Annotated in this window: 23 protein-coding genes and 2 tRNA genes; 20 read left to right on the top strand and 5 right to left on the bottom strand. The window is 50.8% G+C overall.

Going from position 1 to position 25274, the window contains the following annotated elements; genetic code table 11:
• Nucleotides 1–49: 49 nt before the first annotated feature.
• The gene (gene murA, locus RTW80_RS00730) at nucleotides 50–1309 is read left to right on the top strand and encodes a UDP-N-acetylglucosamine 1-carboxyvinyltransferase (protein WP_000357259.1); all 1260 of its coding nucleotides are present in this window, start codon (nucleotides 50–52) and stop codon (nucleotides 1307–1309) included.
• Between the two features lie 47 nt (nucleotides 1310–1356).
• On the opposite strand, the gene sfsB is transcribed toward murA, so the two are convergent.
• Together sfsB and ispB are read right to left on the bottom strand one after the other, a co-directional pair.
• Entirely contained in the window at nucleotides 1357–1635 is a 279-nt protein-coding gene (gene sfsB, locus RTW80_RS00725; protein WP_000445413.1) for a DNA-binding transcriptional regulator SfsB, read from the bottom strand.
• A gap of 228 nt (nucleotides 1636–1863) precedes the next feature.
• Nucleotides 1864–2835, bottom strand: coding sequence for an octaprenyl diphosphate synthase (gene ispB / locus RTW80_RS00720; protein ID WP_001047336.1), 972 nt, complete (start codon nucleotides 2833–2835; stop codon nucleotides 1864–1866).
• 258 nt (nucleotides 2836–3093) lie between these two features.
• Between ispB and rplU the strand changes: the two genes are divergently transcribed.
• The 4 genes from rplU to cgtA all read left to right on the top strand — a co-directional run bounded on the left by rplU (nucleotide 3094) and on the right by cgtA (nucleotide 5963).
• Nucleotides 3094–3405 (top strand): 50S ribosomal protein L21, encoded by a 312-nt coding sequence (rplU, locus tag RTW80_RS00715; protein ID WP_000271401.1) that lies wholly within the window; start codon nucleotides 3094–3096, stop codon nucleotides 3403–3405.
• A gap of 20 nt (nucleotides 3406–3425) precedes the next feature.
• A complete protein-coding gene (gene rpmA / locus RTW80_RS00710; RefSeq protein ID WP_000940595.1) occupies nucleotides 3426–3683 on the top strand; it encodes a 50S ribosomal protein L27 in 258 nt (85 codons plus the stop codon).
• Nucleotides 3684–3809: 126 nt separating this feature from the next.
• Nucleotides 3810–4775 (top strand): DMT family transporter, encoded by a 966-nt coding sequence (locus RTW80_RS00705; protein ID WP_053286470.1) that lies wholly within the window; start codon nucleotides 3810–3812, stop codon nucleotides 4773–4775.
• A gap of 15 nt (nucleotides 4776–4790) precedes the next feature.
• A complete protein-coding gene (gene cgtA / locus RTW80_RS00700; RefSeq protein WP_000673561.1) occupies nucleotides 4791–5963 on the top strand; it encodes an Obg family GTPase CgtA in 1173 nt (390 codons plus the stop codon).
• A 185-nt stretch (nucleotides 5964–6148) separates the two neighbouring features.
• Here cgtA and dacB read toward each other — a convergent pair whose 3' ends face one another.
• The gene (gene dacB / locus RTW80_RS00695; RefSeq protein ID WP_001212623.1) at nucleotides 6149–7582 is read right to left on the bottom strand and encodes a serine-type D-Ala-D-Ala carboxypeptidase; all 1434 of its coding nucleotides are present in this window, start codon (nucleotides 7580–7582) and stop codon (nucleotides 6149–6151) included.
• Nucleotides 7583–7829: 247 nt separating this feature from the next.
• Here dacB and greA point away from each other — a divergent pair, with 247 nt between their 5' ends.
• Nucleotides 7830–8306: a transcription elongation factor GreA gene (gene greA, locus RTW80_RS00690; RefSeq protein ID WP_001148001.1), complete on the top strand. Its 477-nt coding sequence runs from the start codon at nucleotides 7830–7832 to the stop codon at nucleotides 8304–8306.
• 155 nt (nucleotides 8307–8461) lie between these two features.
• Here greA and yhbY read toward each other — a convergent pair whose 3' ends face one another.
• Nucleotides 8462–8755, bottom strand: a complete 294-nt coding sequence (gene yhbY / locus RTW80_RS00685; protein WP_001054420.1) for a ribosome assembly RNA-binding protein YhbY — start codon at nucleotides 8753–8755, stop codon at nucleotides 8462–8464.
• Nucleotides 8756–8880: 125 nt separating this feature from the next.
• On the opposite strand from yhbY, the gene rlmE reads away from it, so the two are divergent.
• The 7 genes from rlmE (at nucleotide 8881) to RTW80_RS00650 (ending at nucleotide 16557) form a co-directional block, all read left to right on the top strand.
• Entirely contained in the window at nucleotides 8881–9510 is a 630-nt protein-coding gene (gene rlmE, locus RTW80_RS00680) for a 23S rRNA (uridine(2552)-2'-O)-methyltransferase RlmE (protein WP_000145975.1), read from the top strand.
• A 99-nt stretch (nucleotides 9511–9609) separates the two neighbouring features.
• A complete protein-coding gene (ftsH, locus tag RTW80_RS00675) occupies nucleotides 9610–11544 on the top strand; it encodes an ATP-dependent zinc metalloprotease FtsH (protein ID WP_001107467.1) in 1935 nt (644 codons plus the stop codon).
• An 89-nt stretch (nucleotides 11545–11633) separates the two neighbouring features.
• Nucleotides 11634–12482 carry a dihydropteroate synthase gene (folP, locus tag RTW80_RS00670; RefSeq protein ID WP_000764731.1) on the top strand — a complete coding sequence of 283 codons (849 nt, stop codon included), beginning with the start codon at nucleotides 11634–11636 and terminating at the stop codon, nucleotides 12480–12482.
• Nucleotides 12475–13812, top strand: a complete 1338-nt coding sequence (glmM, locus tag RTW80_RS00665) for a phosphoglucosamine mutase (protein WP_000071134.1) — start codon at nucleotides 12475–12477, stop codon at nucleotides 13810–13812. Before folP ends, glmM begins: the two co-directional genes overlap by 8 nt.
• A gap of 227 nt (nucleotides 13813–14039) precedes the next feature.
• Nucleotides 14040–14372 (top strand): preprotein translocase subunit SecG, encoded by a 333-nt coding sequence (gene secG, locus RTW80_RS00660; RefSeq protein WP_001297427.1) that lies wholly within the window; start codon nucleotides 14040–14042, stop codon nucleotides 14370–14372.
• Nucleotides 14373–14386: 14 nt separating this feature from the next.
• Nucleotides 14387–14473: transfer RNA gene (locus RTW80_RS00655), tRNA-Leu, on the top strand.
• Nucleotides 14474–14931: 458 nt separating this feature from the next.
• The gene (locus RTW80_RS00650; protein WP_001300540.1) at nucleotides 14932–16557 is read left to right on the top strand and encodes a phosphoethanolamine transferase; all 1626 of its coding nucleotides are present in this window, start codon (nucleotides 14932–14934) and stop codon (nucleotides 16555–16557) included.
• A 7-nt stretch (nucleotides 16558–16564) separates the two neighbouring features.
• Here RTW80_RS00650 and argG read toward each other — a convergent pair whose 3' ends face one another.
• Nucleotides 16565–17908, bottom strand: a complete 1344-nt coding sequence (gene argG, locus RTW80_RS00645) for an argininosuccinate synthase (RefSeq protein ID WP_000207665.1) — start codon at nucleotides 17906–17908, stop codon at nucleotides 16565–16567.
• 347 nt (nucleotides 17909–18255) lie between these two features.
• Here argG and RTW80_RS00640 point away from each other — a divergent pair.
• The 7 genes from RTW80_RS00640 to rpsO all read left to right on the top strand — a co-directional run bounded on the left by RTW80_RS00640 (nucleotide 18256) and on the right by rpsO (nucleotide 25130).
• A tRNA-Met gene (locus tag RTW80_RS00640) sits at nucleotides 18256–18332 on the top strand.
• 206 nt (nucleotides 18333–18538) lie between these two features.
• On the top strand, nucleotides 18539–18991 hold the full coding sequence (gene rimP, locus RTW80_RS00635) for a ribosome maturation factor RimP (RefSeq protein ID WP_001300397.1): 453 nt from the start codon (nucleotides 18539–18541) through the stop codon (nucleotides 18989–18991).
• Nucleotides 18992–19018: 27 nt separating this feature from the next.
• Nucleotides 19019–20506, top strand: coding sequence for a transcription termination factor NusA (nusA, locus tag RTW80_RS00630; RefSeq protein WP_001031057.1), 1488 nt, complete (start codon nucleotides 19019–19021; stop codon nucleotides 20504–20506).
• Nucleotides 20507–20530: 24 nt separating this feature from the next.
• Complete coding sequence (infB, locus tag RTW80_RS00625) at nucleotides 20531–23203, top strand: translation initiation factor IF-2 (protein ID WP_000133044.1); 2673 nt, start codon at nucleotides 20531–20533, stop codon at nucleotides 23201–23203.
• Between the two features lie 163 nt (nucleotides 23204–23366).
• Nucleotides 23367–23768 carry a 30S ribosome-binding factor RbfA gene (gene rbfA / locus RTW80_RS00620; RefSeq protein WP_001040205.1) on the top strand — a complete coding sequence of 134 codons (402 nt, stop codon included), beginning with the start codon at nucleotides 23367–23369 and terminating at the stop codon, nucleotides 23766–23768.
• Complete coding sequence (truB, locus tag RTW80_RS00615) at nucleotides 23768–24712, top strand: tRNA pseudouridine(55) synthase TruB (protein WP_000089698.1); 945 nt, start codon at nucleotides 23768–23770, stop codon at nucleotides 24710–24712. Before rbfA ends, truB begins: the two co-directional genes overlap by 1 nt.
• A 148-nt stretch (nucleotides 24713–24860) precedes the next feature.
• Entirely contained in the window at nucleotides 24861–25130 is a 270-nt protein-coding gene (gene rpsO, locus RTW80_RS00610; RefSeq protein WP_000059466.1) for a 30S ribosomal protein S15, read from the top strand.
• Nucleotides 25131–25274: the final 144 nt, after the last annotated feature.

Here is a 25274-nt window from a genome sequence, read left to right as displayed (position 1 = left end):
GGGCGATTCGCCGGTAGCGGATATGAATTGTTAACTGAGAACAAACTAAATGGATAAATTTCGTGTTCAGGGGCCAACGAAGCTCCAGGGCGAAGTCACAATTTCCGGCGCTAAAAATGCTGCTCTGCCTATCCTTTTTGCCGCTCTACTGGCGGAAGAACCGGTAGAGATCCAGAACGTCCCGAAACTGAAAGACGTCGATACATCAATGAAGCTGCTAAGCCAGCTGGGTGCGAAAGTAGAACGTAATGGTTCTGTGCATATTGATGCCCGCGACGTTAATGTATTCTGCGCACCTTACGATCTGGTTAAAACCATGCGTGCTTCTATCTGGGCACTGGGGCCGCTGGTAGCGCGCTTTGGTCAGGGGCAAGTTTCACTACCTGGCGGTTGTACGATCGGTGCGCGTCCGGTTGATCTACACATTTCTGGCCTCGAACAATTAGGCGCGACCATCAAACTGGAAGAAGGTTACGTTAAAGCTTCCGTCGATGGTCGTCTGAAAGGCGCACATATCGTGATGGATAAAGTCAGCGTTGGCGCAACGGTGACCATCATGTGTGCTGCAACCCTGGCGGAAGGCACCACGATTATTGAAAACGCAGCGCGTGAACCGGAAATCGTCGATACCGCGAACTTCCTGATTACGCTGGGTGCGAAAATTAGCGGTCAGGGCACCGATCGTATCGTCATCGAAGGTGTGGAACGTTTAGGCGGCGGTGTCTATCGCGTGCTGCCGGATCGTATCGAAACCGGTACATTCCTGGTGGCGGCGGCGATTTCTCGCGGCAAAATTATCTGCCGTAACGCGCAGCCAGATACTCTCGACGCCGTGCTGGCGAAACTGCGTGACGCTGGAGCGGACATCGAAGTCGGCGAAGACTGGATTAGCCTGGATATGCATGGCAAACGTCCGAAGGCTGTTAACGTACGTACCGCGCCGCATCCGGCATTCCCGACCGATATGCAGGCCCAGTTCACGCTGTTGAACCTGGTGGCAGAAGGGACTGGATTCATCACCGAAACGGTCTTTGAAAACCGCTTTATGCATGTGCCAGAGCTGAGCCGTATGGGCGCGCACGCCGAAATCGAAAGCAATACCGTTATTTGTCACGGTGTTGAAAAACTTTCTGGCGCACAGGTTATGGCAACCGATCTGCGTGCATCAGCAAGCCTGGTGCTGGCTGGCTGTATTGCGGAAGGGACGACGGTGGTTGATCGTATTTATCACATCGATCGTGGCTACGAACGCATTGAAGACAAACTGCGCGCTTTAGGTGCAAATATTGAGCGTGTGAAAGGCGAGTAATCGTCTGAAAGCTGGCAGCCCCGTACGCGGGGCTACCGCCAGACCACTCATTTTTTCGGTTTAGTGTAGCTACGCATCAACTGCGTTCTGTCGATAAACTCATGGGTCTGCGGATCATGGTAGCGTGATGGCCAGATAACCCAGGGGTCAGTTCCCAGGGCCTTCGCAATAATCATCTCTCCTTTCGGCCATGGGCGCGATAATGCATTCGCCAGCGTTGAGGAACTCAAACCATTTCTGCGAGATTCCGCCGCCATTGACGTTCCCTTCTTGCGCAAACCCGCAATGATGTCAGCGGGATGCCAGTCAATGAAATTACTTTCCATCTTTCCTCACTCCTTAAGTTAGTCGCTTTCATTCAGAACACTTCTTCTGTCGAGCATCACTATACTCCTGATGGCCGATTGCTCTAAAAAGTTCCTGTAAAGAGTGTGAATATTCAGAATATATAAAGATGTATACACTGGTTTTTCAGTGCATTATTACGCTGAATAAGTATTCTTATGGAGTTTACTGGAATCATCCCGCGCACTGCGCGGGATGAGGGGAGGGGATTAACGATCGCGTTGAACAGCGATGTGCGCGAGGCCGATGAGTGCTTCTCGCCAAGGGGTGTCCGGGAGCACCTGTAACGCTGCGATGGCTTTGTCTGCTTCTTCCTCGGCGCGCTGACGCGTCCATTCAAGAGATCCACAAGCGTTCATTGCTTCCAGAACCGGTTCCAGAAGATGGCGACCGTTACCCTGTTCGATGGCGGTACGGATCATCTGTGCCTGTTCTGGTGTGCCATGATGCATCGCATGCAGCAGCGGCAGCGTCGGTTTACCTTCGTTCAGATCGTCGCCGACGTTTTTACCTAACTGTTCGCCATCGGCATTGTAATCGAGTAAATCGTCGATCAACTGGAAAGCAGTGCCGAGATAGCGCCCATAATCCTGCAGGCCTTTCTCCTCCTCCGGCGTACAGCCAGCCAGAATTCCGGAACACTGCGCGGCAGCCTCAAACAGACGCGCGGTTTTGCTATAGATAACGCGCATGTAGTTTTCTTCAGTGATGTCCGGATCGTTAACATTCATCAGTTGCAGAACTTCACCTTCTGCGATGACGTTTACGGCTTCTGACATGACTTCCAGCACTTTGAGTGAACCGAGGCTGGTCATCATCTGGAAAGCGCGGGTATAAATAAAATCGCCTACCAGCACGCTGGCGGCATTGCCAAATGCGGCGTTGGCGGTAGCTTTACCCCTGCGCATATCTGATTCATCCACAACGTCGTCGTGTAGCAGAGTCGCCGTGTGGATAAACTCGATCAAGGCAGCAATGGTGACATGCGCATTTCCCTCATAGCCAACAGCTCGTGCAGCCAGTACAGCAATCATCGGACGAATACGTTTACCGCCGCCGCTGACGATGTAATAGCCTAACTGATTGATCAGTTGGACGTCGGAATTAAGCTGCTCAAGGATTGCCGCATTAACACCCGCCATATCTTGCGCGGTTAACTCATTGATTTTTTCTAAATTCATCGCAAAAGCCGGGCTTTTCGCCCCGATTACCTTACTGTGAACAAAGGCAACTTAGGGTTTATGGTTAGGAATATAGGGTGATTGTACTGAAAAAATGGCACAGATAAACGTTACCGTACAAGTTGTGTTTTTTTTCTTCGTGTATTGACTGTAGCACTTGTCAAAGGCGTGCGTTTTGCGTAATATTCGCGCCCTATTGTGAATATTTATAGCGCACTCTGAATCATTGAAAAGGTGTGCGCGGAAGCGGAGTTTTATATGTACGCGGTTTTCCAAAGTGGTGGTAAACAACACCGAGTAAGCGAAGGTCAGACCGTTCGCCTGGAAAAGCTGGACATCGCAACTGGCGAAACTGTTGAGTTCGCTGAAGTGCTGATGATCGCAAACGGTGAAGAAGTCAAAATCGGCGTTCCTTTCGTTGATGGCGGCGTAATCAAAGCTGAAGTTGTTGCTCACGGTCGTGGCGAGAAAGTTAAAATCGTTAAGTTTCGTCGTCGTAAACACTATCGTAAGCAGCAGGGCCATCGTCAGTGGTTCACTGATGTGAAAATTACTGGCATCAGCGCCTAAGACCTGAGGAGAGATTTCAAATGGCACATAAAAAGGCTGGCGGCTCCACACGTAACGGTCGCGATTCAGAAGCTAAACGCCTGGGCGTTAAGCGTTTCGGTGGCGAATCCGTTCTGGCGGGTAGCATCATCGTTCGTCAACGTGGTACCAAATTCCACGCTGGCGCTAACGTAGGTTGCGGTCGTGACCACACTCTGTTTGCTAAAGCAGACGGTAAAGTGAAATTCGAAGTTAAAGGCCCGAAAAACCGTAAATTTATCAGCATCGAAGCTGAATAAGTTTTTCGCGTCCCGGTAACGGATGAAAGCCCCGCAACACGTTGCGGGGCTTTTTACATTCGATAACCGGTAAAAATGAGCATAGTGCGACGTTAATCCGCAAATGCGCTTTGCAGGGAATACGGTATGAAGCAGCAGGCAGGCATTGGCATTCTTTTGGCGCTCACCACAGCAATTTGCTGGGGGGCGTTGCCAATCGCAATGAAGCAGGTGCTGGAGGTGATGGAACCTCCGACAATCGTGTTTTACCGTTTCTTGATGGCGAGTATTGGCCTAGGTGCCATTCTTGCGGTGAAGAAGAGGTTGCCGCCATTACGCGTGTTTCGTAAGCCACGCTGGTTGATTTTGTTGGCAGTGGCGACCGCCGGGCTGTTTGGGAACTTCATCCTGTTCAGCTCATCCTTGCAATACCTGAGTCCGACCGCTTCGCAGGTGATTGGGCAACTCTCGCCAGTTGGCATGATGGTTGCCAGCGTATTTATCCTGAAAGAGAAAATGCGCAGCACTCAGGTTGTAGGGGCATTGATGCTCCTGAGCGGCCTGGTGATGTTTTTTAACACCAGTCTGGTCGAGATATTTACAAAGCTCACTGATTACACCTGGGGAGTCATCTTTGGGGTCGGTGCGGCGACGGTTTGGGTGAGTTATGGCGTGGCGCAAAAGGTTTTATTGCGTCGGCTGGCCTCACCGCAGATCCTGTTTTTGCTGTACACTTTATGTACAATCGCGCTCTTCCCTCTGGCAAAGCCTAGAGTGATAGCGCAGCTTAGCCACTGGCAGCTCGCATGTTTAATTTTTTGCGGACTGAATACATTGGTAGGATATGGCGCCCTGGCGGAAGCGATGGCTCGCTGGCAGGCAGCGCAGGTGAGCGCGATCATCACGCTCACCCCACTGTTTACGCTGTTTTTTTCAGATCTTTTATCACTGGCCTGGCCCGATTTCTTCGCCAGACCGATGTTAAACCTTTTAGGTTATCTCGGTGCGTTTGTCGTGGTTGCGGGCGCGATGTATTCCGCCATTGGTCATCGTATTTGGGGCGGATTACGTAAGCATACAACGGTGGTATCGCAACCCCGCGCAGGCGAATGATTTACGGAGAATAAAATGAAGTTTGTTGATGAAGCATCGATTCTGGTCGTTGCAGGTGATGGCGGTAATGGTTGCGTGAGCTTCCGCCGCGAAAAGTATATTCCGAAAGGCGGCCCGGATGGCGGCGACGGTGGTGATGGTGGTGACGTATGGATGGAAGCCGACGAAAACCTGAACACGCTTATCGATTATCGTTTTGAAAAATCTTTCCGTGCAGAGCGCGGTCAGAACGGCGCAAGCCGCGATTGTACCGGTAAGCGCGGTAAAGACGTGACGATTAAAGTGCCGGTAGGTACGCGTGTAATCGACCAGGGTACTGGTGAAACCATGGGCGATATGACTAAACACGGTCAGCGTCTGCTGGTTGCTAAGGGCGGCTGGCACGGTCTGGGCAATACCCGTTTCAAATCGTCCGTTAACCGTACACCACGGCAGAAAACCAACGGTACGCCGGGTGATAAGCGTGAGCTGCTGCTGGAGCTGATGCTGCTGGCTGACGTCGGTATGTTGGGGATGCCAAACGCGGGGAAATCGACCTTTATTCGCGCGGTATCGGCGGCTAAACCGAAAGTGGCGGATTATCCGTTTACCACTCTGGTGCCAAGTCTGGGTGTGGTACGAATGGACAACGAAAAGAGCTTCGTTGTTGCCGATATTCCAGGACTGATTGAAGGCGCTGCGGAAGGCGCAGGTCTGGGTATCCGCTTCCTGAAGCACCTGGAACGTTGCCGCGTCCTGTTGCACCTCATCGATATCGATCCGATTGACGGCACCGATCCGGTTGAAAACGCGCGTATTATTATCAGCGAGCTGGAAAAATACAGCCAGGATCTGGCGGCGAAACCGCGTTGGTTAGTGTTCAACAAGATCGATCTGCTGGATAAGGCAGAAGCCGAAGAGAAAGCGAAAGCGATCGCTGAGGCGCTGGGCTGGGAAGATAAATATTATCTGATCTCTGCGGCGAGCGGACTGGGCGTGAAAGATCTCTGCTGGGATGTGATGACCTTTATCATTGAAAACCCGGTCGTGCAGGCTGAAGAAGCGAAACAGCCAGAGAAAGTCGAATTCATGTGGGATGATTATCATCGTCAGCAGCTTGAAGAGATTGCTGAAGAGGATGATGAGGACTGGGATGACGACTGGGACGAAGACGACGAAGAAGGCGTTGAGTTCATTTACAAGCGTTAATCACTAATGACCAATGCCAAATAAGCCTGATGCGCTACACTTATCAGGCCTACAAGATGATTGCAATATATTGAATTTGCACGATTTTGTAGGCCGGATAAGGCGTTCACGCCGCATCCGGCATAAACAAAGCGCACTTTGTCAATAATCTGAAACCCCGGCCATATGCCGGGGTTTCTTTTTGACTAATTGTTCTGGTAAATATCTTTATACAAACGGCTTTCGAAACGCACTAACGGAATACGGCGATTACGCTGATCCGCCGGTTCTACTGCATAGCCAGAAAGATATTGCACAAACGCCATTCGTTGCCCGCTCGCTGTGGTAATGAATCCCGCCAGGTTATATACCCCCTGCAACGAACCGGTTTTCGCTGAGACTTTGCCATCCACGCCCGCCTGATGCAGACCTGCACGGTACTGCAAAGAGCCGTCATAGCCCGCCAGCGGCAGCATGGAGATAAAGTTAAGTTCATTGTCGTGTTGGGCAATGTATTGCAGCACCTGCATCATGGTGGCGGGGGCAATCAGGTTATGCCGCGAAAGCCCTGAACCATCGGCAATAATGGTGTTTCCAATATCGACACCGGCTTGCTGGCGCAGGATCTGACGCACGGCGTCCGACCCGGCCCGCCATGTTCCAGGCACATTGAAGCGCGCATGGCCTATCATGCGGAAAACCGTATCGGCGATCATGTTGTCTGACTTTTTCAGCATAATCTTAAGCAGATCGTGCAGCGGGGCCGACTGTTTACTGGCAACTACCGTTCCAGGTTCGTTAACCTGAGTCTGGCGCAGCAGTGTTCCACTCCAGGTGATACCCGCCTGTTTTAACTCATCTTTCAGAATTGCCCCGGCATAGCTGGCTCCATCCTGTACGGCAAAAGCCAACGGGAGCGGCTCAGAACGTTGTGGCAGGCATCCCGTCAGCGTAAAGCGGTTCAGGTCGCCTGGCACCACATCCAGTTCGCAGTATTGCGCTTCGGCAGAACCACGGGGGAGGGTGCGTACCTGGCTGAACATCGTAACGGGGTAATAAGATGCCACGCGTATAAAGGCCATATCACCGGGTTTTTGGGCACTGTAGAGCGAGACGGAGAAACAGTTGCGGTCAACTATGGCGGCGGCAGGCGGAGCGCTAAAGCATTGTGTCATGTCATTCCATGGCCAGCCGGGGGCTTTATCGTGGCTGGCGAAAATGGAGGTATCTATCAACACATTGCCATCGATTTGGTTGACGCCAGATTTTTTCAAAGTCGCGACCATATTGCGAATATCCTGACGTTTTAACGTCGGATCGGCACCAAATCGCGCCACTAAGTCACCCTTAAGTACGCCGTTTTCCACATTGCCTTTGGTTTCAAGCGTCGTGGTAAAACGAAAATCGGGGCCGAGTTGAATCAACGCCGCCAGCGCAGTAATCACTTTCTGCGTACTGGCGGGCAGCGCCATCTGCTGACTGTGGTAATCAATAGCGGGGGCCGACGCGCCGACTTTTTGCACCATCAGGGCAAGGTTGGCACCAGCGGGGAGTTGAGTAATATACTCATCAACATTTGCGGCCTGAACACTGAACGCTATACAGCTGGTCAATCCGATGATAAATCTGGAAAATCGCATAATCTCGCGCTAACAACCTGGAATCGAGCCGTCATACTACGGCGCAACGCCCTATAAAGTAAACGATGACCCTTCGGGAACTTCAGGGTAAAATGACTATCAAAATGTGAATTGTAGCTGACCTGGGACTTGTACCCGGGTCGGTATTTTTTTGCTTCTGGTCCCGGTGAGGAGTTATGCCGGGCAGGCCGAACAGCCGGGGTGGGTGAAGACTTGCCCCATCAGGAATATTCAAGAGGTATAACAAATGCAAGCTATTCCGATGACCTTACGCGGCGCTGAAAAATTACGCGAAGAGCTGGATTTTCTGAAATCTGTGCGCCGTCCTGAAATCATTGCTGCTATCGCGGAAGCGCGTGAGCATGGCGACCTGAAAGAAAACGCCGAATACCACGCAGCTCGTGAACAGCAGGGCTTCTGCGAAGGCCGTATCAAAGACATCGAAGCCAAGCTGTCAAACGCGCAGGTGATTGATGTCACCAAAATGCCCAACAATGGGCGCGTTATTTTTGGTGCTACCGTAACGGTGCTGAATCTCGATTCTGACGAAGAACAGACTTATCGCATCGTTGGCGATGACGAAGCTGACTTTAAACAAAACCTGATTTCTGTAAACTCGCCTATTGCTCGTGGCCTGATCGGCAAAGAAGAAGATGATGTTGTGGTCATCAAAACGCCGGGCGGCGAAGTAGAATTTGAAGTAATTAAGGTGGAATACCTGTAAGAATTACCCAATACTCAAGATGTTGATGTATTGTAAAGAAAGGAAAAAGGCCGCTATGCGGCCTTTTATCAACGAACAGAGCGTGGCATTTTGCTCTCCTGCCTGCGGAAAACCCCTCGTTTTACACAGCAAATGTGTGTAACTTTAGGATAATCTTAGCGTGGCAGCGAGATTTTACGTTCTTTAGTTGGGCGATAAAGCACCAGCGTTTTACCGATGACCTGTACATTACAGGCGCCGGTTTCGCGCACGATAGCTTCCACGATCAAGGTTTTAGTTTCGCGATCTTCGGTGGCGATTTTCACCTTGATGAGTTCATGGTGCTCTAACGCTTGTTCAATCTCGGCCAGCACCCCTTCGGTCAAACCATTACTGCCAAGCAGAACAACTGGCTTGAGCGGATGTGCCAGACCTTTCAGGTGCTGTTTTTGTTTAGTACTCAGATTCATCGTATTTTTTGCTTACGTTGGGATTGAAAACGGGTCATTCTACCGCCATCTCCCATATATCACCAAATAGGCGCGTAAAAATTTACGCAATTGGTTACGATGAGTTATCCCCATGGGAAAGTTAAATGACAGGTAAGAAGCGTTCTGCCAGCTCCAGCCGCTGGCTTCAGGAACACTTTAGCGATAAATATGTTCAACAGGCACAGAAAAAGGGGTTACGTTCCCGTGCCTGGTTTAAACTTGATGAAATACAGCAAAGTGACAAACTCTTTAAACCGGGAATGACGGTTGTCGACCTTGGTGCTGCTCCGGGTGGTTGGTCACAATATGTGGTCACCCAAATTGGCGGCAAAGGCCGCATCATCGCTTGCGATCTTTTACCTATGGATCCTATCGTTGGTGTGGACTTTCTTCAGGGCGATTTTCGTGATGAACTGGTGATGAAAGCACTGCTGGAGCGCGTTGGCGACAGCAAAGTCCAGGTTGTCATGTCCGATATGGCACCAAACATGAGCGGAACACCGGCGGTGGATATCCCCCGTGCCATGTATCTGGTGGAACTGGCGCTAGAAATGTGTCGTGATGTATTAGCGCCAGGTGGCAGTTTTGTAGTGAAGGTGTTCCAGGGCGAAGGTTTCGATGAGTATCTAAGGGAAATTCGCTCCCTGTTTACGAAGGTCAAAGTTCGTAAGCCGGACTCTTCTCGTGCACGTTCGCGGGAAGTGTATATTGTAGCGACCGGGCGTAAACCCTAACCGGGAGATTTCAGACGAAAGTTTGAAAGATGCTGGATATAGAGTATCCTGACGCTGTTTTTAACACAGTTGTAATAAGAGGTTAATCCCTTGAGTGACATGGCGAAAAACCTAATACTCTGGCTGGTCATTGCCGTTGTGCTGATGTCAGTATTCCAGAGCTTTGGGCCCAGCGAGTCTAATGGCCGTAAGGTGGATTACTCTACCTTCCTACAAGAGGTCAATAACGACCAGGTTCGTGAAGCGCGTATCAACGGACGTGAAATCAACGTTACCAAGAAAGATAGTAACCGTTATACCACTTACATTCCGGTTCAGGATCCGAAATTACTGGATAACCTGTTGACCAAGAACGTCAAGGTTGTCGGTGAACCGCCTGAAGAACCAAGCCTGCTGGCTTCTATCTTCATCTCCTGGTTCCCGATGCTGTTGCTGATTGGTGTCTGGATCTTCTTCATGCGTCAAATGCAGGGCGGCGGTGGCAAAGGTGCCATGTCGTTTGGTAAGAGCAAAGCGCGCATGCTGACGGAAGATCAGATCAAAACGACCTTTGCTGACGTTGCGGGCTGCGACGAAGCAAAAGAAGAAGTTGCTGAACTGGTTGAGTATCTGCGCGAGCCGAGCCGCTTCCAGAAACTCGGCGGTAAGATCCCGAAAGGCGTCTTGATGGTCGGTCCTCCGGGTACCGGTAAAACGCTGCTGGCGAAAGCGATTGCAGGCGAAGCGAAAGTTCCGTTCTTTACTATCTCCGGTTCTGACTTCGTAGAAATGTTCGTCGGTGTGGGTGCATCCCGTGTTCGTGACATGTTCGAACAGGCGAAGAAAGCGGCACCGTGCATCATCTTTATCGATGAAATCGACGCCGTAGGCCGCCAGCGTGGCGCTGGTCTGGGCGGTGGTCACGATGAACGTGAACAGACTCTGAACCAGATGCTGGTTGAGATGGATGGCTTCGAAGGTAACGAAGGTATCATCGTTATCGCCGCGACTAACCGTCCGGACGTTCTCGACCCGGCCCTGCTGCGTCCTGGCCGTTTCGACCGTCAGGTTGTGGTCGGCTTGCCAGATGTTCGCGGTCGTGAGCAGATCCTGAAAGTTCACATGCGTCGCGTACCATTGGCACCCGATATCGACGCGGCAATCATTGCCCGTGGTACTCCTGGTTTCTCCGGTGCTGACCTGGCGAACCTGGTGAACGAAGCGGCACTGTTCGCTGCTCGTGGCAACAAACGCGTTGTGTCGATGGTTGAGTTCGAGAAAGCGAAAGACAAAATCATGATGGGTGCGGAACGTCGCTCCATGGTGATGACGGAAGCGCAGAAAGAATCGACGGCTTACCACGAAGCGGGTCATGCGATTATCGGTCGCCTGGTGCCGGAACACGATCCGGTGCACAAAGTGACGATTATCCCACGCGGTCGTGCGCTGGGTGTGACTTTCTTCTTGCCTGAGGGCGACGCAATCAGCGCCAGCCGTCAGAAACTGGAAAGCCAGATTTCTACGCTGTACGGTGGTCGTCTGGCAGAAGAGATCATCTACGGGCCGGAACATGTATCTACCGGTGCGTCCAACGATATTAAAGTTGCGACCAACCTGGCACGTAACATGGTGACTCAGTGGGGCTTCTCTGAGAAATTGGGTCCACTGCTGTACGCGGAAGAAGAAGGTGAAGTGTTCCTCGGCCGTAGCGTAGCGAAAGCGAAACATATGTCCGATGAAACTGCACGTATCATCGACCAGGAAGTGAAAGCACTGATTGAGCGTAACTATAATCGTGCGCGTCAGCTTCTGACCGACAATATGGATATTCTGCATGCGATGAAAGATGCTCTCATGAAATATGAGACTATCGACGCACCGCAGATTGATGACCTGATGGCACGTCGCGATGTACGTCCGCCAGCGGGCTGGGAAGAACCAGGCGCTTCTAACAATTCTGGCGACAATGGTAGTCCAAAGGCTCCTCGTCCGGTTGATGAACCGCGTACGCCGAACCCGGGTAACACCATGTCAGAGCAGTTAGGCGACAAGTAAGTTCCCGCATCAGATGACTGTATTTGTACCGAAAACCCCGGGGCGTGCTCCGGGGTTTTTTCTTATCAATTCATACCAGGGATAACATCATGAAACTCTTTGCCCAGGGTACTTCACTGGACCTTAGCCATCCTCACGTAATGGGGATCCTCAACGTCACGCCTGATTCCTTTTCGGATGGTGGCACGCATAACTCGCTGATAGATGCGGTGAAACATGCGAATCTGATGATCAACGCTGGCGCGACGATCATTGACGTTGGTGGCGAGTCCACGCGCCCAGGGGCGGCGGAAGTTAGCGTTGAAGAAGAGTTGCAACGTGTTATTCCTGTGGTTGAGGCAATTGCTCAACGCTTCGAAGTCTGGATCTCGGTAGATACATCCAAACCAGAAGTCATCCGTGAGTCAGCGAAAGTTGGCGCTCACATTATTAATGATATCCGCTCCCTTTCCGAACCTGGCGCTCTGGAGGCGGCTGCAGAAACCGGTTTACCGGTTTGTCTGATGCATATGCAGGGAAATCCAAAAACCATGCAGGAAGCTCCGAAGTATGACGATGTCTTTGCAGAAGTGAATCGCTACTTTATTGAGCAAATAGCACGTTGCGAGCAGGCGGGTATCGCAAAAGAGAAATTGTTGCTCGACCCCGGATTCGGTTTCGGTAAAAATCTCTCCCATAACTATTCATTACTGGCGCGCCTGGCTGAATTTCACCATTTCAACCTGCCGCTGTTGGTAGGTATGTCACGAAAATCGATGATTGGGCAGCTGCTGAACGTGGGGCCGTCCGAGCGCCTGAGCGGTAGTCTGGCCTGTGCGGTCATTGCCGCAATGCAAGGCGCGCACATTATTCGTGTTCATGACGTCAAAGAAACCGTAGAAGCGATGCGGGTGGTGGAAGCCACTCTGTCTGCAAAGGAAAACAAACGCTATGAGTAATCGTAAATATTTCGGTACCGATGGGATTCGTGGTCGTGTAGGGGATGCGCCGATCACACCTGATTTTGTGCTTAAGCTGGGTTGGGCCGCGGGTAAAGTGCTGGCGCGCCACGGCTCCCGTAAGATCATTATTGGTAAAGACACGCGTATTTCTGGCTATATGCTGGAGTCAGCACTGGAAGCGGGTCTGGCGGCAGCGGGCCTTTCCGCACTCTTCACTGGCCCGATGCCAACACCGGCCGTGGCTTATCTGACGCGTACCTTCCGCGCAGAGGCCGGAATTGTGATATCTGCATCGCATAACCCGTTCTACGATAATGGCATTAAATTCTTCTCTATCGACGGCACCAAACTGCCGGATGCGGTAGAAGAGGCCATCGAAGCGGAAATGGAAAAGGAGATCAGCTGCGTTGATTCGGCAGAACTGGGTAAAGCCAGCCGTATCGTTGATGCCGCGGGTCGCTATATCGAGTTTTGCAAAGCCACGTTCCCGAACGAACTTAGCCTCAGTGAACTGAAGATTGTGGTGGATTGTGCAAACGGTGCGACTTATCACATCGCGCCGAACGTGCTGCGCGAACTGGGGGCGAACGTTATCGCTATCGGTTGTGAGCCAAACGGTGTAAACATCAATGCCGAAGTGGGGGCTACCGACGTTCGCGCGCTCCAGGCTCGTGTGCTGGCTGAAAAAGCGGATCTCGGTATTGCCTTCGACGGCGATGGCGATCGCGTGATTATGGTTGACCATGAAGGCAATAAAGTCGATGGCGATCAGATCATGTATATCATCGCGCGTGAAGGTCTTCGTCAGGGCCAGCTGCGTGGTGGCGCTGTGGGTACATTGATGAGCAACATGGGGCTTGAACTGGCGCTGAAACAGTTAGGAATTCCATTTGCGCGCGCGAAAGTGGGTGACCGCTACGTACTGGAAAAAATGCAGGAGAAAGGCTGGCGTATCGGTGCAGAGAATTCCGGTCATGTGATCCTGCTGGATAAAACTACTACCGGTGACGGCATCGTTGCTGGCTTGCAGGTGCTGGCGGCTATGGCACGTAACCATATGAGCCTGCACGACCTTTGCAGCGGCATGAAAATGTTCCCGCAGATTCTGGTTAACGTACGTTACACCGCAGGTAGCGGCGATCCACTTGAGCATGAGTCAGTTAAAGCCGTGACCGCAGAGGTTGAAGCTGCGCTGGGCAACCGTGGACGCGTGTTGCTGCGTAAATCCGGCACCGAACCGTTAATTCGCGTGATGGTGGAAGGCGAAGACGAAGCGCAGGTGACTGAATTTGCACACCGCATCGCCGATGCAGTAAAAGCCGTTTAAAGCGTTAGATAACTGGCTAAAAAGGCGGCGATTGTCGCCTTTTTTCTCAGCGAACACATCGGTTTTGCTGTTTTTTTCCGCAGTTGATACAATGCGATAAAATTGCCCTTGCGAAGGTCATTCGCTTTGGTTAGTATTCACACCCGCTTCAGTGGGAAAGATTAAAAACTCCCGCTTTATTGGTTGAAGCATTGGTACGCGGCAACTCCGCAAGGAACAGGTTGATTATGTACGAAGCTCTTTTAGTAGTTTTCCTTATTGTGGCAATTGGCCTTGTTGGTCTGATCATGCTGCAGCAAGGTAAAGGCGCTGATATGGGAGCCTCCTTCGGAGCAGGCGCTTCCGCTACGCTGTTTGGTTCAAGTGGTTCTGGTAACTTCATGACCCGCATGACGGCGCTGCTGGCAACGTTATTCTTCATCATCAGTCTGGTGCTGGGTAACATCAATAGCAACAAAACCAATAAAGGTAGCGAATGGGAAAATCTGAGTGCACCGGTGAAAACCGAACAAACTCAACCAGCTGCTCCGGCTAAGCCGACCAGCGATATCCCGAACTAAAAAGTAGTATCCGTGCCGAGGTGGTGGAATTGGTAGACACGCTACCTTGAGGTGGTAGTGCCCAATAGGGCTTACGGGTTCAAGTCCCGTCCTCGGTACCAAATTCCAGAAAAGAGACGCTGAAAAGCGTCTTTTTTCGTTTTGGTCCTGGTCTGAGGAATGGTTGTCAGGTATCTGTATCTCGTCCAGTTGCTTTACTCGTAGCTGGTACCTTGAAACGATGGTGCCGGTACGCCTTAGTTATAAACTTTTCCCTTCTGCTGACATAATTGGCACTTTATTGTGTCAACTCCAGTTCCGGTACGAATACGGATATGTTTACTTCTCGATAAACCATCCTGCTCCTGTCAGTATAACTACTGATGGCTACGTTCTGCGTAATGTTTAGAGACGCATTGATAATGTTATTTAATTACTGAGAACGCAATGGCCGCATCATTTAAAAAGAAAAAACTAACAGTGTTTCGGTCTGATATGGATCAGAGTTGAAAAACATGTCTGATATAAAATTGAACATTGTTGATAATTGTTTATATTGGTTGTGAACTTGGATTTCTGGATGACAGTATTCAACAAATTTGCTAGAAGTTTTAAATCTCATTGGTTGTTGTATCTTTGTGTTATTGTTTTTGGTATTACGAACTTAGTCGCCTCTTCCGGCGCGCATATGGTTCAGCGCTTGCTGTTCTTCGTTCTGACCATCCTGGTTGTAAAACGTATATCATCCCTTCCGCTTCGCCTGCTTGTTGCCGCACCATTTGTGTTACTGACTGCGGCAGACATGAGTATTAGCCTCTATTCATGGTGTACCTTTGGTACAACTTTCAATGATGGATTTGCGATTAGTGTGCTCCAGAGTGATCCGGATGAAGTTGTCAAAATGCTGGGGATGTATATCCCTTATCTATGTGCCTTTGCTTTTTTATCCCTTCTTTTTTTGGCAGTAATAATAAAATATGATGTTTCCTTGCCGACAAAAAAAGTGACAGGAATATTATTGCTGATTGTCATTTCGGGCAGTTTATTTTCCGCTTGTCAATTTGCTTATAAAGATGCAAAAAATAAAAAAGCGTTCAGTCCATATATACTAGCGTCGCGATTTGCTACCTATACGCCGTTTTTCAATCTCAACTATTTTGCTTTAGCAGCGAAAGAGCATCAAAGATTACTCTCAATTGCAAACACGGTGCCGTATTTTCAATTATCAGTCAGGGATACAGGTATTGATACCTACGTGTTGATTGTGGGGGAGTCTGTACGTGTCGACAATATGTCTTTGTATGGATATACACGCTCTACGACACCGCAAGTTGAAGCACAAAGAAAACAGATCAAACTGTTTAATCAAGCAATAAGCGGCGCACCTTACACTGCGCTGTCGGTTCCCCTTTCTTTAACTGCTGATTCTGTTTTGAGTCATGACATTCATAATTACCCCGACAACATTATTAATATGGCTAATCAAGCAGGATTTCAGACTTTCTGGCTAAGCTCGCAATCCGCTTTTCGGCAGAATGGTACAGCAGTTACCAGTATCGCCATGCGCGCCATGGAAACAGTTTATGTCAGAGGATTTGATGAATTGTTGTTGCCGCATTTATCGCAAGCATTACAGCAAAATACGCAGCAAAAGAAACTGATTGTTCTTCATTTAAATGGAAGCCATGAACCGGCTTGTAGCGCCTATCCGCAATCCAGCGCCGTGTTTCAACCGCAGGACGATCAGGATGCCTGCTATGACAACTCCATTCATTACACAGATAGTTTGCTAGGTCAGGTTTTTGAATTATTAAAAGATCGCCGCGCCTCGGTCATGTATTTTGCCGACCACGGCCTGGAACGTGACCCTACGAAGAAGAACGTCTATTTTCATGGAGGCAGGGAGGCTAGCCAGCAGGCATATCATGTCCCGATGTTTATCTGGTATAGCCCCGTTCTTGGGGATGGCGTGGATCGCACAACGGAAAACAACATCTTTTCGACAGCTTACAATAATTACCTTATTAATGCGTGGATGGGGGTAACAAAGCCGGAACAGCCGCAAACGCTTGAGGAAGTGATTGCACACTATAAAGGAGACTCACGGGTTGTGGATGCAAACCATGATGTTTTCGATTATGTGATGCTCAGAAAGGAGTTTACAGAGGATAAGCAAGGTAACCCCACCCCTGAAGGGCAGGGTTGATGTCGAATTACTGGCCTTTGTTTTCCAGATTCTCCACCTGCGGCACGCCTGAAGCGGCAGAGGAGGAAAGCAGGCCAGTTTTGGCATAACCGAAAAGTTTCTCGCGGGTATCAGTGATATCCAGGTTACGCATGGTCAATTGACCAATACGATCATCTGGCGAGAACACCGAGTCGCCTTTTTCCATCGTCAGACGCTCTGGCTTGTAGGTCAGGTTCTCTGAGACGGTATTCAGGATTGAATAATCGTTCCCACGGCGCAGCTCCAGGGTAACTTCACCAGTGATCTGGCTGGCAACCCAGCGTTGCAGAGAGTCACGCAGCATCAGCGCCTGGGAGTCAAACCAACGCCCCTGGTACAGCAGACGGCCCAACTGACGACCATGCGCGTGATACTGCTCAATGGTGTCTTCGTTGTGAATACCGGTCAACAGGCGTTCATACGCAATGTGCAGCAGTGCCATCCCCGGAGCTTCGTAAATACCACGGCTTTTCGCTTCTATGATACGGTTTTCAATCTGGTCGCTCATGCCCAGGCCGTGACGACCGCCGATGCGGTTAGCTTCCAGCATCATTTCTACGTCGTCGCTAAAGGTTTTACCGTTCAGCGCCACCGGATGACCTTGCTCAAAGCGTACTGTGACTTCTTCTGCCGGGATCTTCACGCTCTCATCCCAGAATTTCACGCCCATAATCGGGTTGACGATTTTGACGCTGGAGTGGAGGTATTCCAGATCCTTCGCTTCATGCGTTGCACCAAGCATGTTGGAGTCTGTGGAGTAGGCTTTTTCGACAGACATTTTGTAGTCGAAACCGCAGGCAATCATAAATTCAGACATCTCATGACGGCCGCCCAGTTCATCAATAAAGTCAGTATCAAGCCACGGTTTGTAAATCTGCAGTTCAGCATTGGTCAGCAGACCATAACGATAGAAACGTTCGATATCGTTTCCTTTATAGGTGCTACCGTCACCCCAGATATTCACGCCATCTTCTTTCATCGCAGCAACCAGCATGGTACCAGTCACGGCGCGGCCCAGCGGCGTCGTGTTGAAATAGGTCAGGCCGCCGGTGGTGTTATGAAATGCGCCACACTGAATAGCGGCAATACCTTCGGCCACCAGTTGTTTGCGGCAGTCGATCAGACGTGCGTTCTCCGCGCCGTATTCCATGGCACGACGAGGGATCGCATCATAATCCTCTTCGTCTGGCTGGCCCAGGTTTGCAGTATATGCATAAGGAACCGCTCCCTTTTGTCGCATCCACAGCAGTGCGGCACTGGTGTCCAGACCGCCAGAAAAAGCGATACCAATACGTTGACCTACCGGGAGATGCTTGAGAATCGTCGTCATAAAATAACACCCTGCTTAATTAACTGATGATGAGCCTGGATTTCCGCTCTCACTGAATTTTTATGCAAAATAAATGAGTTTTCATTTAATCATCTTTTATCGGAGACAGGAAGAGTTTAGTGTGTTTTTTGTAAAATAATGCGCTTAAGGGAGAGCAGGAGAAGGCAAAAGTATTCAACAAATGAAAGTGAACTGGATATTCATTCACATGATTAGCAATAAACGTTGACAAAATGTGGCGTGGATCACTATAATGCCTGCAGATTTTACGTCCCGTCTCGGTACACCAAATCCCAGCAGTATTTGCATTTTTTACCCAAAACGAGTAGAATTTGCCACGTTTCAGGCGCGGGGTGGAGCAGCCTGGTAGCTCGTCGGGCTCATAACCCGAAGGTCGTCGGTTCAAATCCGGCCCCCGCAACCACTTTCCCTTAGAGTTCTTTTTCAAATATACTGTGAAGACTTCGGCCTTCGTAGTGGGATTTGAAAAAATCCTTCTGGAAAGTGCTCCAGACCGCAGTTGCGGTTATAGGGTTCAGTTATATAAAGCCCCGATTTATCGGGGTTTTTTGTTATCTGACTACAGAATAACTGGGCTTTAGGCCCTTTTTTTATGTCTTGGGGGTGGGCTTGTCCACATTAGAGCAAAAATTAACAGAGATGATTACTGCGCCAGTTGAGGCCCTGGGTTTTGAACTGGTTGGCATCGAATTTATTCGCGGTCGCACATCCACACTGCGCATCTATATTGATAGTGAAGATGGCATCAATGTTGATGATTGTGCTGATGTGAGCCACCAGGTAAGTGCTGTGCTGGATGTTGAAGATCCCATCACCGTTGCTTATAACCTGGAAGTCTCCTCACCGGGTCTCGATCGCCCACTGTTCACGGCTGAACACTACGCCCGTTTTGTCGGAGAAGAGGTGACTCTGGTTCTCCGTATGGCGGTACAAAACCGTCGTAAATGGCAGGGCGTTATCAAAGCGGTAGACGGTGAAATGATCACAGTTACCGTCGAAGGTAAAGATGAAGTGTTCGCGCTGAGTAATATCCAGAAGGCGAACCTGGTTCCCCACTTTTAATAGTCTGGATGAGGTGAAAAGCCCGCGATGAACAAAGAAATTTTGGCTGTAGTTGAAGCCGTATCCAATGAAAAGGCGCTACCTCGCGAGAAGATTTTCGAAGCATTGGAAAGCGCGCTGGCGACAGCAACAAAGAAAAAATATGAACAAGAGATCGACGTCCGCGTACAGATCGATCGCAAAAGCGGTGATTTTGACACCTTCCGTCGCTGGTTAGTTGTTGATGAAGTCACCCAGCCGACCAAGGAAATCACCCTTGAAGCCGCACGTTATGAAGATGAAAGCCTGAACCTGGGCGATTACGTTGAAGATCAGATTGAGTCTGTTACCTTTGACCGTATCACTACCCAGACGGCAAAACAGGTTATCGTGCAGAAAGTGCGTGAAGCCGAACGTGCGATGGTGGTTGATCAGTTCCGTGAACACGAAGGTGAAATCATCACCGGCGTGGTGAAAAAAGTAAACCGCGACAACATCTCTCTGGATCTGGGCAACAACGCTGAAGCCGTGATCCTGCGTGAAGATATGCTGCCGCGTGAAAACTTCCGCCCTGGCGACCGCGTTCGTGGCGTGCTTTATTCCGTTCGCCCGGAAGCGCGTGGCGCGCAACTGTTCGTCACTCGTTCCAAGCCGGAAATGCTGATCGAACTGTTCCGTATTGAAGTGCCAGAAATCGGCGAAGAAGTGATTGAAATTAAAGCAGCGGCTCGCGATCCGGGTTCTCGTGCGAAAATCGCGGTGAAAACCAACGATAAACGTATCGATCCGGTAGGTGCTTGCGTAGGTATGCGTGGCGCGCGTGTTCAGGCGGTGTCTACTGAACTGGGTGGCGAGCGTATCGATATCGTCCTGTGGGATGATAACCCGGCGCAGTTCGTGATTAACGCAATGGCACCGGCAGACGTTGCTTCTATCGTGGTGGATGAAGATAAACACACCATGGATATCGCCGTTGAAGCCGGTAACCTGGCGCAGGCGATTGGCCGTAACGGTCAGAACGTGCGTCTGGCTTCGCAGCTGAGCGGTTGGGAACTCAACGTGATGACCGTTGACGACCTGCAGGCTAAGCATCAGGCGGAAGCGCACGCAGCGATCGACACCTTCACCAAATATCTCGACATCGACGAAGACTTCGCGACTGTTCTGGTAGAAGAAGGCTTCTCGACGCTGGAAGAACTGGCCTATGTGCCGATGAAAGAGCTGTTGGAAATCGAAGGCCTTGATGAGCCGACCGTTGAAGCACTGCGCGAGCGTGCTAAAAATGCACTGGCCACCATTGCACAGGCCCAGGAAGAAAGCCTCGGTGATAACAAACCGGCTGACGATCTGCTGAACCTTGAAGGGGTAGATCGTGATTTGGCATTCAAACTGGCCGCCCGTGGCGTTTGTACGCTGGAAGATCTCGCCGAACAGGGCATTGATGATCTGGCTGATATCGAAGGGTTGACCGACGAAAAAGCCGGAGCACTGATTATGGCTGCCCGTAATATTTGCTGGTTCGGTGACGAAGCGTAATAAACTGTAGCAGGAAGGAACAGCATGACAGATGTAACGATTAAAACGCTGGCCGCAGAGCGACAGACCTCCGTGGAACGCCTGGTACAGCAATTTGCTGATGCAGGTATCCGGAAGTCTGCTGACGACTCTGTGTCTGCACAAGAGAAACAGACTTTGATTGACCACCTGAATCAGAAAAATTCAGGCCCGGACAAATTGACGCTGCAACGTAAAACACGCAGCACCCTTAACATTCCTGGTACCGGTGGAAAAAGCAAATCGGTACAAATCGAAGTCCGCAAGAAACGCACCTTTGTGAAACGCGATCCGCAAGAGGCTGAACGCCTTGCAGCGGAAGAGCAAGCGCAGCGTGAAGCGGAAGAGCAAGCCCGTCGTGAGGCAGAAGAATCGGCTAAACGCGAGGCGCAACAAAAAGCTGAACGTGAGGCCGCAGAACAAGCTAAGCGTGAAGCTGCTGAACAAGCGAAACGTGAAGCTGCGGAAAAAGACAAAGTGAGCAATCAACAAGACGATATGACTAAAAACGCCCAGGCTGAAAAAGCCCGCCGTGAGCAGGAAGCTGCAGAGCTCAAGCGTAAAGCTGAAGAAGAAGCGCGTCGTAAACTCGAAGAAGAAGCACGTCGCGTTGCTGAAGAAGCACGTCGTATGGCGGAAGAAAACAAATGGACTGATAACGCGGAACCGACTGAAGATTCCAGCGATTATCACGTCACTACTTCTCAACATGCTCGCCAGGCAGAAGACGAAAGCGATCGTGAAGTCGAAGGCGGCCGTGGCCGTGGTCGTAACGCGAAAGCAGCGCGTCCGAAGAAAGGCAACAAACACGCTGAATCAAAAGCTGATCGTGAAGAAGCACGCGCAGCAGTACGTGGCGGTAAAGGCGGAAAACGTAAAGGTTCTTCGCTGCAGCAAGGCTTCCAGAAGCCTGCTCAGGCCGTTAACCGTGACGTTGTGATCGGCGAAACTATCACCGTTGGCGAACTGGCGAACAAGATGGCGGTTAAAGGCTCTCAGGTCATCAAAGCGATGATGAAACTGGGCGCAATGGCAACCATCAACCAGGTTATCGATCAGGAAACCGCACAGCTGGTTGCTGAAGAGATGGGCCATAAAGTTATCCTGCGTCGTGAAAACGAGCTGGAAGAGGCGGTAATGAGCGACCGTGACACGGGTGCTGCGGCTGAACCGCGCGCGCCGGTTGTGACCATCATGGGTCACGTTGACCACGGTAAAACCTCTCTGCTGGACTACATTCGTTCAACGAAAGTGGCCTCTGGCGAAGCGGGCGGCATTACCCAGCACATTGGTGCATACCACGTTGAAACTGAAAACGGCATGATCACCTTCCTGGACACCCCGGGGCACGCCGCGTTTACTTCAATGCGTGCTCGTGGTGCGCAGGCAACGGACATCGTAGTCCTGGTTGTTGCTGCCGACGACGGTGTGATGCCGCAGACCATCGAAGCAATCCAGCACGCGAAAGCGGCGCAGGTACCGGTGGTGGTTGCAGTGAACAAGATCGATAAACCAGAAGCTGATCCGGATCGCGTTAAGAACGAACTCTCCCAGTACGGCATCCTGCCGGAAGAGTGGGGCGGTGAAAGCCAGTTCGTACACGTATCTGCGAAAGCGGGTACCGGTATCGATGAACTGCTGGACGCTATCCTGCTGCAGGCGGAAGTTCTGGAGCTGAAAGCGGTACGTAAAGGTATGGCGAGCGGTGCGGTTATCGAATCCTTCCTCGATAAAGGTCGTGGTCCGGTTGCTACCGTTCTGGTACGTGAAGGTACTCTGCACAAGGGCGATATCGTTCTGTGTGGCTTCGAATACGGTCGTGTTCGTGCGATGCGTAACGAACTGGGTCAGGAAGTGCTGGAAGCGGGTCCGTCCATTCCGGTGGAAATCCTCGGCCTGTCCGGCGTACCGGCTGCGGGTGATGAAGTTACCGTTGTACGTGACGAGAAGAAAGCGCGTGAAGTTGCACTCTATCGTCAGGGTAAATTCCGCGAAGTTAAACTGGCGCGTCAGCAGAAATCTAAACTCGAGAACATGTTCGCCAACATGACCGAAGGCGAAGTTCACGAAGTGAATATCGTCCTGAAGGCAGACGTACAGGGTTCTGTCGAAGCGATCTCCGACTCCTTGCTGAAACTGTCTACTGACGAAGTTAAAGTGAAGATCATCGGTTCTGGCGTAGGTGGTATCACCGAAACCGACGCCACCCTGGCTGCGGCGTCCAACGCCATCCTGGTTGGCTTTAACGTACGTGCTGATGCCTCTGCACGTAAAGTGATTGAAGCGGAAAGCCTGGATCTGCGTTACTACTCCGTCATCTATAACCTGATTGACGAAGTGAAAGCGGCGATGAGCGGTATGCTGTCTCCGGAACTGAAACAGCAGATTATCGGTCTGGCGGAAGTTCGTGACGTGTTCAAATCGCCGAAATTTGGTGCCATCGCAGGCTGTATGGTTACCGAAGGTGTGGTTAAACGTCACAACCCGATCCGCGTTCTGCGTGACAACGTGGTTATCTACGAAGGCGAGCTGGAGTCCCTGCGCCGCTTCAAAGATGACGTTAACGAAGTCCGTAACGGTATGGAATGTGGTATCGGCGTTAAGAACTACAACGACGTCCGCACTGGCGATGTGATCGAAGTATTCGAAATCATCGAGATCCAACGTACCATTGCTTAAGGTTTTTAGGGTTCCATGCGGGATAAGGCGTTTACGCTGCATCCGGCATGGATTGCCTGATGTGACGCTGGCGCGTCTTATCAGGTCAACGTGAACAGCCCTTCCACCTGAAATTAATTTTAAAAAGGGGCTAACAGCCCCTTTTTTGTCAGGAGAATTTATTATGGCGAAAGAATTTGGTCGCCCGCAGCGCGTAGCGCAGGAAATGCAAAAAGAGATCGCTCTCATCCTGCAGCGTGAAATTAAAGATCCTCGCCTGGGCATGATGACCACCGTTTCCGGTGTCGAAATGTCTCGCGACCTGGCGTATGCCAAAGTATATGTGACGTTCCTCAACGACAAAGATGAAGACGCGGTTAAAGCGGGCATCAAAGCGTTGCAAGAAGCTTCTGGTTTCATCCGCAGCCTGCTGGGGAAAGCGATGCGCCTGCGTATCGTGCCGGAACTGACCTTCTTCTACGACAACTCTCTGGTTGAAGGGATGCGCATGTCAAACCTGGTGACCAGCGTGGTCAAACATGACGAAGAACGTCGTGTTAACCCGGACGACAGCAAGGAGGACTAATGAGTCGTCCTCGTCGTCGCGGTCGCGACATTAACGGCGTTTTGTTGCTGGATAAACCTCAGGGTATGTCCAGCAACGATGCGCTGCAAAAAGTGAAACGTATATATAACGCCAACCGTGCCGGGCATACCGGTGCGCTGGACCCGCTGGCGACCGGCATGTTGCCGATTTGCCTCGGGGAAGCGACGAAGTTTTCCCAGTATCTGCTGGACTCCGACAAACGCTATCGGGTCATTGCGCGTCTTGGACAGCGTACCGATACTTCTGATGCCGACGGACAGATCGTTGAAGAACGTCCGGTAACCTTTAGCGCAGAGCAGCTGGCAGCGGCACTGGATACTTTCCGTGGCGATATCGAACAGATCCCTTCGATGTATTCAGCACTGAAATATCAGGGCAAAAAACTGTACGAATATGCGCGTCAGGGCATTGAAGTTCCGCGTGAAGCGCGTCCGATTACCGTTTATGAATTGCTGTTTATTCGCCATGAAGGCAATGAGCTGGAGCTGGAAATTCACTGCTCAAAAGGCACTTATATCCGCACCATCATTGATGACCTGGGTGAAAAACTCGGCTGTGGCGCGCATGTTATTTACCTGCGCCGTCTGGCGGTAAGTAAATATCCGGTTGAACGGATGGTGACCCTGGAGCACCTGCGTGAACTTGTTGAGCAAGCTGAACAGCAGGATATTCCAGCCGCGGAGTTACTTGATCCATTACTGATGCCAATGGACAGTCCAGCTTCGGACTATCCGGTGGTGAATCTTCCGTTAACGTCTTCTGTTTACTTCAAAAATGGTAACCCGGTTCGTACATCTGGTGCGCCACTGGAAGGACTGGTTCGCGTCACGGAAGGTGAGAACGGCAAATTTATCGGTATGGGCGAAATTGACGATGAAGGCCGCGTTGCGCCTCGTCGCCTGGTGGTTGAATACCCGGCGTAATGTTAACCGTCTTGCGATAACAGGTCGCTACGAGTAGAATACTGCCGCTTAACGTCGCGTAAATTGTTTAACACTTTGCGTAACGTACACTGGGATCGCTGAATTAGAGATCGGCGTCCTTTCATTCTATATACTTTGGAGTTTTAAAATGTCTCTAAGTACTGAAGCAACAGCTAAAATCGTTTCTGAGTTTGGTCGTGACGCAAACGACACCGGTTCTACCGAAGTTCAGGTAGCACTGCTGACTGCACAGATCAACCACCTGCAGGGCCACTTTGCAGAGCACAAAAAAGATCACCACAGCCGTCGTGGTCTGCTGCGCATGGTTTCTCAGCGTCGTAAACTGCTCGACTACCTGAAACGTAAAGACGTAGCACGTTACACCCAGCTCATCGAGCGCCTGGGTCTGCGTCGCTAATTCTTGCGAGTTTCAGAAAAGGGGGCCTGAGTGGCCCCTTTTTTCAAGCTGACGGCAGCAATTCACTGGAAACTAATGTATTGTTGCTATGAATGATCTTCCGTTGCAGAGGTTCGCGCGGCTAATGAGAGGCTTTACCCACAT

The organism is Escherichia sp. AM3 (assembly GCF_032029835.1).
Taxonomy (GTDB): Bacteria; Pseudomonadota; Gammaproteobacteria; order Enterobacterales; family Enterobacteriaceae; genus Escherichia; species Escherichia coli.
This window is presented reverse-complemented; position numbering and strand designations above follow the sequence as displayed.

Excerpts from the sequence above, each read along its gene's own strand:
- glmM (WP_000071134.1), top strand. The coding sequence starts at position 12,475 with ATGAGTAATCGTAAATATTTCGGTACCGATGGGATTCGTGGTCGTGTA.
- murA (WP_000357259.1), top strand. The coding sequence starts at position 50 with ATGGATAAATTTCGTGTTCAGGGGCCAACGAAGCTCCAGGGCGAAGTC.
- secG (WP_001297427.1), top strand. The coding sequence starts at position 14,040 with ATGTACGAAGCTCTTTTAGTAGTTTTCCTTATTGTGGCAATTGGCCTT.
- cgtA (WP_000673561.1), top strand. The coding sequence starts at position 4,791 with ATGAAGTTTGTTGATGAAGCATCGATTCTGGTCGTTGCAGGTGATGGC.
- yhbY (WP_001054420.1), bottom strand. The coding sequence starts at position 8,755 with ATGAATCTGAGTACTAAACAAAAACAGCACCTGAAAGGTCTGGCACAT.
- rpmA (WP_000940595.1), top strand. The coding sequence starts at position 3,426 with ATGGCACATAAAAAGGCTGGCGGCTCCACACGTAACGGTCGCGATTCA.
- argG (WP_000207665.1), bottom strand. The coding sequence starts at position 17,908 with ATGACGACGATTCTCAAGCATCTCCCGGTAGGTCAACGTATTGGTATC.
- rplU (WP_000271401.1), top strand. The coding sequence starts at position 3,094 with ATGTACGCGGTTTTCCAAAGTGGTGGTAAACAACACCGAGTAAGCGAA.
- truB (WP_000089698.1), top strand. The coding sequence starts at position 23,768 with ATGAGTCGTCCTCGTCGTCGCGGTCGCGACATTAACGGCGTTTTGTTG.
- RTW80_RS00650 (WP_001300540.1), top strand. The coding sequence starts at position 14,932 with ATGACAGTATTCAACAAATTTGCTAGAAGTTTTAAATCTCATTGGTTG.
- ispB (WP_001047336.1), bottom strand. The coding sequence starts at position 2,835 with ATGAATTTAGAAAAAATCAATGAGTTAACCGCGCAAGATATGGCGGGT.
- infB (WP_000133044.1), top strand. The coding sequence starts at position 20,531 with ATGACAGATGTAACGATTAAAACGCTGGCCGCAGAGCGACAGACCTCC.
- RTW80_RS00705 (WP_053286470.1), top strand. The coding sequence starts at position 3,810 with ATGAAGCAGCAGGCAGGCATTGGCATTCTTTTGGCGCTCACCACAGCA.
- ftsH (WP_001107467.1), top strand. The coding sequence starts at position 9,610 with ATGGCGAAAAACCTAATACTCTGGCTGGTCATTGCCGTTGTGCTGATG.
- rbfA (WP_001040205.1), top strand. The coding sequence starts at position 23,367 with ATGGCGAAAGAATTTGGTCGCCCGCAGCGCGTAGCGCAGGAAATGCAA.
- rlmE (WP_000145975.1), top strand. The coding sequence starts at position 8,881 with ATGACAGGTAAGAAGCGTTCTGCCAGCTCCAGCCGCTGGCTTCAGGAA.
- folP (WP_000764731.1), top strand. The coding sequence starts at position 11,634 with ATGAAACTCTTTGCCCAGGGTACTTCACTGGACCTTAGCCATCCTCAC.
- nusA (WP_001031057.1), top strand. The coding sequence starts at position 19,019 with ATGAACAAAGAAATTTTGGCTGTAGTTGAAGCCGTATCCAATGAAAAG.
- rpsO (WP_000059466.1), top strand. The coding sequence starts at position 24,861 with ATGTCTCTAAGTACTGAAGCAACAGCTAAAATCGTTTCTGAGTTTGGT.
- dacB (WP_001212623.1), bottom strand. The coding sequence starts at position 7,582 with ATGCGATTTTCCAGATTTATCATCGGATTGACCAGCTGTATAGCGTTC.
- sfsB (WP_000445413.1), bottom strand. The coding sequence starts at position 1,635 with ATGGAAAGTAATTTCATTGACTGGCATCCCGCTGACATCATTGCGGGT.
- greA (WP_001148001.1), top strand. The coding sequence starts at position 7,830 with ATGCAAGCTATTCCGATGACCTTACGCGGCGCTGAAAAATTACGCGAA.